The organism is Paraburkholderia sp. WC7.3g (genome assembly GCF_050436345.1).
Classification (GTDB): Bacteria; Pseudomonadota; Gammaproteobacteria; order Burkholderiales; family Burkholderiaceae; genus Paraburkholderia; species Paraburkholderia podalyriae.
On record NZ_JBNDMA010000004.1, the window covers coordinates 1,787,754 to 1,800,811 of the forward strand.

Below are 13,058 nucleotides of genomic sequence, written 5' to 3' on the forward strand. Positions count from 1 at the left end.
GTGGCAACCGCGTGAACATCAGCCGTGGTTGAGTGCGAACACGTACAGCGTGCCGCCGCGAGGAACTTTGTCCGCAGCCTTCGCCATCGGGCCGCCCCAGATGGGGTTCGCGCCGCCGTAGCCGGCGAGAATGGCGACATACTCCTTGCCGTCGACTTCGAACACCGACGGTTGAGCCACGATCCCGCTGGCGAGTTTCGGGCTCTGCCACAACACCTTGCCGGTCGCCTCATCGAACGCATACAGGTGGCCGTCGAGGGAGCCGCTAAAGGCGAGGCCACCCGCGGTCGTCGCGACGCCGCCGTTCCACGGCAGCTTGCTCCAGTGACTCCAGACTTTCTTGCCGGTGTCGACGTCGATTGCCTGCAGTTCGCCATAGCCCTTGCTGCCGGGTTCCGGCTTGATCTCGAATCCTTCACCGAGGTAAGGCAGCCCCTCCATATAGTTCACCGACTTGCCGGACAGCGACATGCACGCATGCAACGCGGGGACGATCGCGAGATGCTTGTCCGGGTCGTACGAAACCGACCACCAGTTCTTGCCGCCGAGGAAGCTTGGACAGGTTTCGATGGTCGTGCCTGCCTTCGGGTATTTCGACGCATCCTGGATCGGCGAGCCGTCCGCCGTATAGCCCGTTACCGAGCTTGCTGTGACGAAGGGCTTCGCATAGATCAGCTTGCCCGTACCGCGGTCGATCGCGTGAAAGAAGCCGTTGCGGTCGGCATGGATGATGGCGTCGTATTCCTTGTCCTGATACTTGATCGTGGCAAGCACCGGCGTGTTGACGCCGTCGTAGTCCCATGTGTCGTGTTTCGTGTACTGATAGTGCCACTTGAGATTGCCGGTTTTCGGATCGAGCGCGAGCAGCGAGTCCGAGTAGAGGTTGTCGCCCGGCCGCAGATCGGCGAGCCACGGTCCGGGGTTGCCGACACCCCAGTAGAGCGTTTTCGATGCGGCGTCATAGGTGCCCGTCAGCCAGGCTGGCGCACCGCCATGCTCCTGCATGCCGTTCGGCCATGTCTCGCCGCCCTTCTCGCCGGCCGCCGGCACGGTGAACCGCTTCCACAGCACGTTGCCGTTGTCTGGGTTCAACGCCGCGATAAAGCCGCGTGCGCCGTATTCCCCGCCCGCACTGCCCACCACCAACGCGCCGTCGAGCGCGAGCGGCGCAAGTGAAAACGCATAACCCAGTCCGGGCTCGAACATCTGCTTGCGCCACGCCAGCGCGCCTGTTTGCGCATCGAGCGCGACGACGTCGCCGCTCAGCATTGCGACGTAGACGTGCTTGCCATACAAGGCCACACCGCGATTGATCACGTCGCAACATGCCGTCTTGAACGATTCGGCGTCAAGCTTGGGTTCGAACTTCCACAGTTGCTTGCCGCTCGCCGCATCGAACGCATACACATTGTCCTTCGGCGTGGTCACGAACAGGTAGCGGCCATTGACGATCGGCGTGGCTTCGAAACCCTGCTGCAGGTCCGCTGGAAACTTGTAGCTCCATACCTGTTTGAGGTTCCTGACATTGGCCGCGTCGATCTGCTTGAGCGGCGAATGTGCCTGACCGTTATAGGTGCGGTAGTACGTGAGCCAGCCAGGATCGCTTTGCGCCGCCGTCAGGCGCTCGTATGTGACGGGCGGATAATCGTCGGCTACAGCAGCCGACCCGAGTATCAAACCGACGGCCGCGGCAACGCTCATCGCAAGCGCTTTTGGCCGCGTCACCGAACTTGAACGTGCTTTCATCCTTGTCTCCTGTTGAGTTATCGACGCGAGGCCGTGCGGCGGCGCCATCGTCTGGTGAACGCAGTCTGGCTGCTGACCATTCAAGGCAAATCGCATGCCATTGGCCGCCGGATCGCCGCGAGCCGCAGCAGACCCGGAAGGACCGGAGCGGCGGTGCGGATAAGCGGTCTGCGTCACGTGAGCACCGTTGTTGCACGCTGGCGCAGTCGAACGCGGATGTGTTGCTAAAAGAGACACTTGCCACGCACGGGCCGCAAACCGCGCACGAGTTCATCGACTCGTTGCGGCGCCTGCGCTGCGTGCCATGGACCCGGCTCAGCGTTGCTGACGCCCGGCGCGGCGCAACCGTAGTCCAATGGCTACTATGGTCCGCTCGGATTGTTCGAAACACGTGGTCGAGTCGTGGGACCAGCGAACGTCGCCAGTCAGGCAAGAAACGGAACCGATGCAAGACGCCTCTGGCAGGTCTGCGAATCGCTGACTGGAACAGCGACCGGATAGCGCATGGATCGCTCGCGCTTTTCTTGTATCTGATCGCGCAATGGCGAGCTCCGACACAGATAAAAAACGCCGACCGGTTTGCACTCGAACTACCGGGGCGCAACGCGAATCCTGTCGCGTCGAGCCCCCGATATCCGCTGCAGTGCCTCCACGCGTTGCCGTGTTTATTGTGGTGCGTCACCTTCGCGATGCACCGGCTGCGTCTGCTTCAGGCTCTTCGCGAGGCGCGACGCCTGCAGATAGCCGGGATTCGCGGGCCGCTTCAGATAACGCCCGGCGCCGCGCCGCGCGCGCAGGTCGCCGCCCGCCCACACGAGTTCGCCTTGTGAGACGGTGTGTGTTGGCACGCCGCGAACCGTCATCCCTTCGAACACGTTGAAGTCCACGTTCTGATGATGCGTCTTGACTGATATCGTGCGCGTGGCCTCGGGATCCCAGACGACGAGATCGGCGTCGGCACCCACGGCCACCGTGCCCTTGCGCGGGTACAGGTTGAAGATTTGCGCCGCATTGGTGGAGGTGACGCGCACAAATTCGTTCGGCGTGAGCCGGCCGGTGTTTACACCTTGATCCCACAACACCGCCATGCGATCTTCCACGCCGCCGCAACCATTCGGAATTCTCGTGAAATCATGGCGGCCCATGGCTTTCTGCGAAGCGCAGAACACGCAGTGGTCGGTTGCGGTGGTGTGCAGCAGGCCGCCTTGAAGCCCGCGCCAGAGCGCGTCGCGATGCTCCTGGGTACGGAACGGCGGACTCATCACGTGGGCGGCGGCGCGGGTCCAGTCCGGGTCGCGATAGACCGACTCATCGATCACGAGATGCCCCGCCAGCACTTCACCGAATACGCGCTGCCCTTCGCTGCGCGCGCGCGTGATTGCCTCGAGTGCGTCTTTCGCCGAGACATGCACGATGTACACCGGCACTCCGAGCACCTGCGCGATGCGGATGGCGCGATTCGCTGCCTCGCCTTCGACTTCGGGTGGCCGTGAAAGCGGATGCGCCTCGGGCCCCGTGAAACCGCGCGCAAGCAACTGGCGTTGCAACTGGAATACGAGCTCGCCGTTTTCAGCATGCACGGTAGGCAGCGCGCCCAGTTCGAGTGAGCGCGCAAAGCTGTTCACGAGAATCTCGTCGTCGGCCATGATGGCGTTCTTGTAGGCCATGAAGTGCTTGAAGCTCGATACGCCATGCTCGTTCACGAGGAGCCCCATGTCCCGATACACGCTTTCATCCCACCACGTCACCGCCACGTGAAAGCCATAGTCGGAAGCGGCTTTTTCGGCCCAGCCGCGCCACTCGCGAAAGGCGTCCATCAGCGGTTGCTTCGGGTTAGGGATGACGAAGTCGATGATCGATGTCGTGCCGCCCGCAAGCCCCGCCGCCGTGCCCGTGTAAAAGTCGTCGCTGGCGGTCGTGCCCATGAAGGGCAGTTCCATATGCGTGTGCGGATCGATGCCGCCAGGCATCACATATTGGCCACCGGCATCGACCACGGTCGCGCCCGCAGGCGCGTCGAGGTTCTCGCCAACGCTCTGGATCACGCCGTTTTCGCAGAGCACGTCCGCACGCCAGCTCTTGTCTGCATTGACGACGGTGCCGCCTCGAATCAGGATCGCCATGATGCCAAGTCTCCTTCAGTTGAACATTCACGCTTGAAACGCTCACGCGCTCGCAACATGCGGGCGCCGGCTCTTACCGAGCTTCATCATCACGCCATAGACGAGCGCCGCAATGGCGAGCCCCACGAACCAGGCATAGGTGTAAATGCTTTTGAACGCATCGGGCACGGTGGCAAACGCATTCGGGAACGCGACATTGAGAAAGCCCGGCAGGTTCGGCAGCACACCTGCGATCAGCGCGATCACGGCAGCCGGATTCCAGCCGTTCGAGTAGGCGTATTCGCCGTTTTCCTCGAACAGCTGGGCCGTGTCGAGGCGTGTGCCGCGAACCAGAAAGTAGTCGACCATCAGGATGCCGGCCACAGGCCCAAGCAGCGCCGAATAACCGACGAGCCACGTGAAGATGTAGCCCTGCGTGGTGGCAAGGATCTTCCACGGCATCATCACGATGGCGATACCCGCGGTGATGAGACCGCCCGTCTTGTACGAGATACCCTTGGGCCAGAGGCTCGAGAAGTCATAAGCTGGCCCGACGAGATTCGCGGCGAGATTGCAGCACATCGTGTCCAGTGTGAGGATGATGAGCGCGATGCCCACACCGACGCCCTCCATGCGACTCGTGAGGTCGATCGGGTCCCAGATCGCCCTTCCGTAAATCACAACCGTTGCCGAGGTCACGACCACGGACACCACCGAGAGCAACGCCATCGGAATGGGCAGGCCGATGGCCTGGCCCACGAACTGGTCCTTTTGCGTTTTTGCGAAACGCGTGAAGTCGGGAATGTTGAGCGCGAGCGTGGCCCAGAAACCCACCATGGCCGTGAGGCTCGGCCAGAACGTCGCCCAGAAGAGGCCCGCCTTCTTGCCGCCGGCAGCGAACTGTGACGGTTGCGACAGCATCGAGCCCACGCCGCCTGCCTTCGAACATGCCCACCACACGAGCACTGCGCACATCACGACCTTGATGGGCGCGGACCAGCTTTCGAGCCAGCGGATCGAATCGGTGCCGTGCAGGATGAAGTACAGCTGGAATACCCAGAAGACCAGGAAGCAGCTAGCCTGTCCGATCGAAATGCCGAGCCACGGCAGTGCGTCGCCCACCAGCGCGTTGTGCGTGAGGATGTTGATGAGCGTATAGATGGCGCTGCCGCCAAGCCATGATTGAATGCCGTACCAGCCGCACGCCACGACGGCGCGCAGCATGGCTGGCAGCTTCGCGCCCTGGGTGCCGAACGACGCTCGCACGAGCACCGCATAAGGAATGCCGTACTTCGTACCTGCATGACCGATCAGCAGCATCGGCATGAGCACGATCAGATTGCCGAGCAGCACGGTGAGCACGGCTTGCCATGGCGCCATGCCCTGTTCGGTGAGGCCGGCGGCGAGCATATAGGAGGCGATGTTCATCACCATGCCTACCCATAGTGCCGCGAAGTGGTACCAGCGCCATGTGCGCTGCGCAGCGCCAGTGGGCGCGAGATCATCGTTGTATAGCTCGCTTTCCGCGCGGCGCGCATTTGCGTCGACTGCAAAGGGCTGGCTCATGTCGTGGGTTCTCCGTGCTTGTCGTGGGTCTGGATCGATCCGAGCTTCAAAGTGTCAGGCGGCTTTCGGGTCGGCGACTCGCGCCGGGTTGTTCGGGTGCGTGGTCCAGTTCTCGTAGCGCTCGCCCGAATCGACTCGCTCCATCGTGATGCATTGATCGACCGGGCAGACATGCATGCACAGATTGCACCCGACGCAGTTCGCATCGACCACCTCGAAGTGGCGCTTGCCGTCGCGCGTGGCGGTGATCGCCTGATGCGAGGTGTCTTCACAGGCGACATGGCAGAGCCCGCACTGGATGCAGCGGTCCTGATCGATACGCGCCTTGATGTCGTAGTTGAGGTTCAGGTATTGCCAGTCGGTGACGTTCGGCACGGCGCGGCCGCGAATCGCGTCGAGGCTCGCGTACCCTTTGTCGTCCATCCAGTTGGAAAGGCCGTCGATCATGTCGCTGACGATCCGGAAACCGTAGTGCATCGCCGCGGTGCATACCTGCACGCTGCCCGCTCCCAGCACGATGAATTCCGCGGCGTCGCGCCAGTCGGAAATGCCCCCGATGCCAGAGATGGGCAGGCCGTGCGTTTGCGGGTCGCGCGCGATCTCCGCGACCATGTGCAGCGCAATGGGCTTCGCGGCAGGACCGCAATAGCCGCCATGCGTGCCCTTGCCGTCCACGGTGGGCAGCGGCGCCATCACGTCGAGATCGACACCGACGATCGAATTGATGGTGTTGATCAGCGAGACGCCGTCCGCACCACCCTTCATCGCCGCGCGTGCGCCGTGACGAATGTCGGTGACGTTCGGTGTGAGCTTCACGAGGCAAGGCAGCCGCGTGCCTTCTTTCACCCAGCGGGTGACCATTTCGATGTACTCGGGCACCTGACCCACCGCTGCGCCCATGCCGCGCTCGCTCATGCCGTGCGGACAGCCGAAGTTCAGTTCCACGGCGTCCGCGCCAGTGTCTGCCACCTGAGGCAGAATCCACTTCCAGTCATGCTCGTTGCAAGGGACCATCAGCGAGACGACGAGCGCCCGGTCGGGCCAGTCCCGCTTCACCTGTGCGATTTCCTTCAGGTTCACGTCGAGCGGCCGGTCGGTGATGAGCTCGATGTTGTTCAGACCCGCCATGCGCTGGCCGCGCCAGGTGGTGGCGCCATAGCGCGAGCTTACGTTCACCACGTGCGGGTCGAGCCCGAGCGTTTTCCAGACCACGCCGCCCCAACCCGCCTCGAAGGCACGGTTGACGTTGTAGGCCTTGTCGGTGGGCGGCGCGGAAGCGAGCCAGAACGGATTAGGCGATTGAACGCCGGCAATCGTGCAGCGCAAGTCGGCCATGATGCGACTCCCTGGTTTTATCTGGATTCGGTGTGGCTATCGAGCGGCTCAGGCGGCCCTGGCAGACTGATTCGCAAGAAAGCGGTCGATAGCGTGCGCGGCGAGCTTGCCGTCCTGCACGGCCTGGACGGTCAGATCGGTGGCGCCGTGGCCGGCACAGTCGCCGCCTGCGAAAACGCCCGCAAGGGACGTGGCGCCGTTCGCATCCACCGCGACACGCCCGCCTTCCTCGGTGAGTAGCAACCCGTCGAGGCCTTCGGGCAACAGCGTTTGGCCAATTGCCTTCAGCACCATATCGGCCTCCACGCGCACGATCTCCCTAGTGCCGCGCAATGCGCCGCTCATATCGAGCTCGGTGCGCTCGAACTCCACGGCCCGCAACTGCGTGTCGCCGACGATTCGCAGCGGCTTCATCCACTCGGCAAACACCACACCCTGGCTGCGCGCGAATTCTTTTTCGGCCCAGGTGGCGCTCATCTGTGCCGCGCCGCGACGGTAGGCGAGCGTCACCTGCTGCGCGCCCAACTTGCGGCTTTGCACGGCTGCGTCGATTGCCGTATTGCCGCCTCCGAGCACCACCACGTTGCGGCCCACGGGCAGGTTGGAAAGATCGTCGGCTTCGCGCACGCGCGCGATGAAATCCACCGCATCGAGCACGCCGTCGAGCAGTTCGCCTTCGATGGACAGCGAACGTGTGCCGCCGAGGCCAACGCCGATGAACACTGCGTCATACGCCGCGCGTAGCTCCGCTAGCATCACGTCATGCCCCAGTCGCTGGCCTTGGCGCAGTTCTATCCCGCCAACGGAAAGAAGCCACTGCACTTCGCGCTGCGCGTAGCCGTCGACAGTCTTGTACGCGGCTATGCCGTACTCGTTCAGGCCGCCCGGCTGTTCGCGCGCGTCGAATACGCACACGCGATGCCCGGCAAGCGCGAGCGTGTGCGCGCAAGCGAGACCCGCGGGACCCGCTCCGGCCACGGCAACACGACGGCCTGTTTCGCTGGCCCGCGTGAACAGCGCGGGGGCACCGGCGGCTTCGCGCGCCATCTGGAAGTCGGTGGCATGACGTTGCAGCGCGCCGATCTTAACGGGCTCGCCATCCTGATGATTTCTCACGCAGGCGCCTTCGCAGAGAATCTCGGTCGGGCACACGCGTGCGCACATGCCGCCCAGCGGGTTCGCGCTGAGGATATCGCGCGCCGCGCCCTTGAGATTGCCGTTGCCGATCTTGCGGATGAAACCGGGAATGTCGATGCCCGTGGGGCACGCGTTCACGCAAGGCGCGTCGTAACAGTAATGACAGCGGTCGGCGGCGATCACGGCCGCATTCGCGGAAAGCGGCGGCGCGACGTCGGCGAAATTGCAGCCGAGTTGCTCGGCACTGAGACGGCCTGGCGCGATGCCGTTGGCGGCATTCGAGGTGGTCTGGGACATCCGGATGCTCCTTGCGAGGCAAAACACGGGTCCGCCGGCCGTGTGCGTGACGTGCGCGGCCGGTACGTGGGGAATCGTTGGAAAGACGGCGCGGCGCTGAGACCGCTTGCGTTCGATCGAAATTGCGTCAGCCGGGCTCGCTCGCGCGTTCGAGCATGGCGTGCAGCAACACGTTCGCGCCGGCTTCGATCCATTCGATCGTCGCGTCCTCGACTTCGTTGTGGCTGATGCCGTCGATGCACGGTACGAACACCATCGAGGTCGGCGCGACCGTCGCGAGATAGCACGCGTCGTGACCTGCGCCCGAAACGATGTCGCGATTCGAATAGCCGAAGCGCTCGGCCGCCGCGCGCACGGACTTCACGCACGCCTCGTCGAACGGCACGGGCGCGTAGTAGAAAATCTGCTCGACGTCGGCTTCGAGCTTGCCCTGTTCCGCGATCTTCTCGATGCCTTCGCGCAGCTCGGCGTTCATCTGCGCCAGCACCTCGTCCTGCGGATGGCGAAAATCGATGGTGAAGAACACGCGGCCCGGAATCACGTTGCGCGAGTTCGGATGCACCTGCATCATGCCGACCGTCGCGCACGCGAGCGGCGCATGACGCAGGCCGATTTCGTTGACGAGCTGCACGACGCGCGAGGCGCCCAGCAGCGCATCGCGGCGGCGCGGCATGGGCGTAGGCCCCGCGTGCGCCTCCTGACCCGTGAGCACGACTTCGTACCAGCGCTGACCTTGCGCGTCGGTGACCACGCCGATCGTCCTGTTTTCGGCCTCGAGTATTGGCCCCTGTTCGATGTGCAGTTCGAACGCCGCGTGAATCTTGCGGCCGCCGCACGGCAACGCGCCCGCGTAGCCGATGCGCTGCAATTCCTCGCCGATGGTCTTGCCGTCGACGTCCTTGCGAGACAGCCCGTACTCGAGCGCAAACACACCCGCAAATACGCCCGAGGCGACCATCGCCGGCGCGAAGCGCGAGCCTTCTTCGTTGGTCCAGATCACCGTTTCAACAGGGCGCTCGGTTTCGATGCCGTAATCATTGAGCGAGCGAATCACTTCGAGGCCGCCTAGCACCCCATAGATACCGTCGAAGCGCCCACCCGTTGGCTGCGAGTCGGCGTGCGAGCCGGTCATCACGGGCGGCAGGTCGTTGTTGCGCCCCGCGCGGCGCATGAACACGTTGCCCATCTGATCGACCGTGATCGTGCAGCGCGCCTCTTTCGCCCATTGCACGATGAGATCGCGGCCCTGCTTGTCGAGGTCGGTCAGCGCAAGACGGCACACGCCGCCTTTGGGCGTGGCGCCAATCCTGGCCATCTCCATCAGGCTGTCCCACAATCGCTGACCGTTCACGTGGATCGCGGTCGTCAGCGCGGCTTCGCTTACTGCGTTCATGCGTGTTCTCCTGTCCGTGCTTGTCAAACGTGCATGCATGCCACCGTGTGGGGCGCGAAGAATCACGACGGTGCACGTCTCGATGGCACTGCGCGGCCCCTGAAACCCAGCCCTTCGAATCCTGTCCGATTGGACAGGTTTTAGACGAGAAACCTCGCGAATTCAATGCGGAGTTACCAGCGAGAAGCGTGCCATTGATGCTGCAGTGCGTGAAAAAAACAAGGCGTCCGTGCTGCGCGTTTGTCCGGATGTCGGTGAATTCGCGGCGCACTTGCATCGTGGCTACAATGGTTCCGGCATGCGCGCGGCCGCCGCGCTCCTTTTCTCTTCCGAATGGACCGAACATGCGCGACGACGAACCCACCACGCGAGCCGCGCCCCTCGCGACGCGCGGCACCGCGCAGGCGCAACGAGCCGCCGACACATCGCACAAGCCACATCGGCGCAAAGCCTCCATTCGTGCGTCGAATGAATCCCATCTACTCGCCTGTGCCGAAGCCGTGTTCGCCGAACGCGGATTCGAAGGCGCGAGCACGGCGCTGATCGCAGAGCGCGCGGGCTTACCGAAGGCGAATCTGCACTACTATTTCCCGACCAAGCTGGCGCTGTACTGGCGCGTACTCGACGATGTGTTCGAGGAATGGAACGCCGCCGCCAACCTGTTCGATGCAAGCGACGATCCGGTCGAGGCGATTGGCGGCTACGTGCGCGCCAAGATGGCCCTGTCACGGCGCCGCCCACTTGGCTCGAAGGTGTGGGCCAACGAAATAATCAGCGGGGCGCTGCACATGCAAGAGATCCTGCTCGAACGCGTGAAGCCGTGGATGGACACACGCGTGAAGCTGATCGAGCGATGGATAGCCAAAGGGTTGCTCGCGCCCGTCGACCCTCGGACGCTCCTCTTCATGATCTGGGCGACCACGCAGCACTACGCGGATTTCGAGGCTCAAATATGCGCACTCTCGGGCAAACGCGCGCTCTCGACGAAGCGCTTCGAGGCTACGACGGAAGAAGTGGTGAGCATGATCCTGCGGGCGAGCGGAGCGCGATCGCCGGTCCGATGAATCGTTTAGGGAGTTTCCCCGTTCGCAGTCTGCATCCAACCGACGCGCGACAACGACCGTGTGCAGGCGCGGCTCGCGGGCATCCGCATCGCGCTCGAGCGTCATGGCCTCGCGGTGCGGCCGGAGCATCTCGTCGAAGGTGAATCCACGCTCGATTTTGGCCGGCGCGCGTTGCGCTCGCTCTGGCAACAGCCGGGGCCGCGTCCGACAGCGATCATCTGCGGCAACGATCATATTGCGCTTGGCGTTCTGCGGGAAGCGGAAGAGTTGGGTATCGCCATTCCCGGGCAACTTTCCGTCACAGGCTTCGACGATCTCGCCACCGGTGGTGGATTGAGTTGTCTCGCTGGTTTTTCTTATAATGCAGCGGGATTCTTACTATCGCGTGGCCACCGGTCTATTGAGAAATTTTGCCTGGTGCTTGACTGGTTGGTTAAAGGACGGTTGCCCCGTGCCGGCACAGGGATCGGCCGGTACGGCTTCTTCGCGGGCCGATCCAACTGTGACCGACTCGTTTGCCGGCTTGCACGGTGCCGCTGAAAGCCGGACCGTAAGCTGCGTTTGCGTTGGCCTGTTGTTGCGCGACAACGGCCTCCGCGTGCTGGAGACTCTCCGGACAATTGGCCGGGCAATCAGCGCCGGGATTGTAGCCAGCCTGTTCGAGCTCGACGAGTTGTGCGCGAACCTGCGCGCGCGCGAGCGGCCCATTCGTTTCGGCGGACGCGAGTGCCGGAATCATGACGGTTGCGGCGACGATGATGGTCTTGGTCGTCAGTTTCATTTTCGTATCCCTCTAACGTTGAGAAAGCGCTGCGCATTTCCTGCGGCAGCGACCCTGGTATTTCAGGGGTAAGTACTTGGACTATTGAATTCAAGCGCCGCGGGGTCGAGTGTTTCGTTAAGGCGGTCGAACGGGGCCGCAGGTGGCGTATTGCTAGCGAGTGCGCCAGATTGACGGTTGAGAATGGCTTCGAATCGGGAGACCACACACCTTCGATCGCGAGGGATTTGACTGACACCAGAGAACCCGTTGGCGCCCGCTCAGCGACAGCAAGCTCGCCGGCGCCAACGGTCGGCTTAGGACAGCCTGAACGCGCAGGCGAACCCCGCGCTTAGATCACGCCTGACGTGCACATATCGGCCAGGTGGCGCTTCATGTCCCTGCACATCGCGCACGTGAGACTCGCCCTTCCTTAGCGCGACACTCGTCGAGAGAATGTCGACGATCACGAGCGCCGCGAGCCGCGATGTGATGGGCGTATAGACGTCCGTGTTCTCGAGCGTTTCGGTCACGACCGCCACGTCGCAGTAACGGAGCGGCCCGTGCGTGCCCGTGATGAGGACCACGCACGCGGCCCGCTCCTTCGCGGTGCGCACCACCTCGATCAGCGACCGGGTCGCGCCCGTATTCGAAATGGCGACCACGGCGTCACCGGGGCTTGAGCATCGAAGCGGAGATGAACTGCTGATGCGAATCCTGATGCGCGATGCACGGCACGCCGAAGAGCGGAAACTTCTGCTGGGCGTCGAGCGCGACGATGCCCGATGCGCCAAAGCCGAAAAACTCAATTCGCGAGGCGGCTGCAAGCAGATCGATGGCCCGCCCGATCGCCTCGAAATCGAGCTTCTTGCGCGCCCAGTCGAGACTCGTGATGGTGTAGTCGAAAATCTTGGTTGCGACGGCCTCCGGCGCATCGGTTCCGCGAAATGCACGCGTTCCGTGTTTCGCTGGCGATGATATGCAGGTTCCGCGCCTCTAGCTCCCGGCCGTCTCCTTTGTTCCAAAGCGCAAAAGCGAAACGTGGCAAAATTCGCATTCCGCGATTTATTTGATGCGCCCGGTGCGGCGCAAATAAATGCCTAGACAGCACGGCCTTTCTCTTTAAAACCATACTAAAGCATTTAATTACGTCCTCAGCCATCCGCCAAGAACGATACATTGGCAGGAAATAAGCGCTCGACCTGTCTAAACGCGCCACGTAACAACTTTGTAACGGTTATTTTGCTGTTTTGTGAATTCAGAACTACAGCCTCGGAAGGCCTCTGGGCAAGGCTAGGAAGGGAGTCGCGACACATTACCGGTAGGCTCCCTTATCACAAATCTCATCGTTACGCTTAGTTACGCCCAATGTCGCAAGATTTGTTTCAGCTCTGTATCATTCGTATTCCTCAGATCACTCAGGGAAAACCTTTGGTGGATTTTGTTTCTGATCGGCGAAACTTCGCAATTTGCGACTAATTAGCGAATCTCCCGATTTAAATGATGAAAGCGGATTTCTGGTACATCGCGTTAAATATGAGGATTAAACGCGATTAGTGCCCGGCCCGGCAACAGGCGCTCTTGACAAGACCGGACCATTAATTCGTTCTACTTCGTGTTGTTGCGTAGTTATTTCGTGGCGACGTCCTTATCACGCG

General features: G+C 62.5%; 10 protein-coding genes and 1 pseudogene. 3 read left to right on the plus strand and 8 right to left on the minus strand.

The genetic code is table 11. The features are described 5' to 3' along the window. Positions 1-18 precede the first annotated feature (18 nt). The 6 genes from OKW43_RS41865 to OKW43_RS41890 all read right to left on the minus strand — a co-directional run bounded on the left by OKW43_RS41865 (position 19) and on the right by OKW43_RS41890 (position 9,576). A complete protein-coding gene (locus tag OKW43_RS41865) occupies positions 19-1,746 on the minus strand; it encodes a methanol/ethanol family PQQ-dependent dehydrogenase (protein WP_429454684.1) in 1,728 nt (575 codons plus the stop codon). Between the two features lie 665 nt (positions 1,747-2,411). Then, complete coding sequence (gene hydA / locus OKW43_RS41870; RefSeq protein ID WP_187637464.1) at positions 2,412-3,869, minus strand: dihydropyrimidinase; 1,458 nt, start codon at positions 3,867-3,869, stop codon at positions 2,412-2,414. A 42-nt stretch (positions 3,870-3,911) separates the two neighbouring features. Next, positions 3,912-5,414, minus strand: a complete 1,503-nt coding sequence (locus OKW43_RS41875; RefSeq protein ID WP_187637465.1) for an NCS1 family nucleobase:cation symporter-1 — start codon at positions 5,412-5,414, stop codon at positions 3,912-3,914. Between the two features lie 54 nt (positions 5,415-5,468). Then, complete coding sequence (gene preA, locus OKW43_RS41880; protein WP_187637466.1) at positions 5,469-6,749, minus strand: NAD-dependent dihydropyrimidine dehydrogenase subunit PreA; 1,281 nt, start codon at positions 6,747-6,749, stop codon at positions 5,469-5,471. A gap of 48 nt (positions 6,750-6,797) precedes the next feature. Beyond that, on the minus strand, positions 6,798-8,183 hold the full coding sequence (locus OKW43_RS41885) for an NAD(P)-dependent oxidoreductase (RefSeq protein ID WP_187637467.1): 1,386 nt from the start codon (positions 8,181-8,183) through the stop codon (positions 6,798-6,800). A 127-nt stretch (positions 8,184-8,310) separates the two neighbouring features. Beyond that, entirely contained in the window at positions 8,311-9,576 is a 1,266-nt protein-coding gene (locus OKW43_RS41890; RefSeq protein WP_187637468.1) for a Zn-dependent hydrolase, read from the minus strand. A gap of 344 nt (positions 9,577-9,920) precedes the next feature. Between OKW43_RS41890 and OKW43_RS41895 the strand changes: the two genes are divergently transcribed. Beyond that, positions 9,921-10,640 carry a TetR/AcrR family transcriptional regulator gene (locus OKW43_RS41895; RefSeq protein ID WP_187637469.1) on the plus strand — a complete coding sequence of 240 codons (720 nt, stop codon included), beginning with the start codon at positions 9,921-9,923 and terminating at the stop codon, positions 10,638-10,640. Positions 10,641-10,649: 9 nt separating this feature from the next. After that, positions 10,650-10,961 (plus strand): annotated as a pseudogene (locus tag OKW43_RS41900) (substrate-binding domain-containing protein); the annotation flags it as partial. A 112-nt stretch (positions 10,962-11,073) separates the two neighbouring features. Here the strand turns inward: OKW43_RS41900 and OKW43_RS41905 are convergent. Together OKW43_RS41905 and OKW43_RS41910 are read right to left on the minus strand one after the other, a co-directional pair. Further along, positions 11,074-11,421 (minus strand): DUF4148 domain-containing protein, encoded by a 348-nt coding sequence (locus OKW43_RS41905; RefSeq protein ID WP_187637470.1) that lies wholly within the window; start codon positions 11,419-11,421, stop codon positions 11,074-11,076. A 296-nt stretch (positions 11,422-11,717) separates the two neighbouring features. Beyond that, positions 11,718-12,065 (minus strand): hypothetical protein, encoded by a 348-nt coding sequence (locus tag OKW43_RS41910; RefSeq protein WP_222945760.1) that lies wholly within the window; start codon positions 12,063-12,065, stop codon positions 11,718-11,720. Here OKW43_RS41910 and OKW43_RS41915 point away from each other — a divergent pair. After that, positions 12,055-12,378, plus strand: coding sequence for a hypothetical protein (locus OKW43_RS41915; protein ID WP_429454685.1), 324 nt, complete (start codon positions 12,055-12,057; stop codon positions 12,376-12,378). The genes OKW43_RS41910 and OKW43_RS41915 overlap by 11 nt on opposite strands. Positions 12,379-13,058 lie beyond the last annotated feature (680 nt).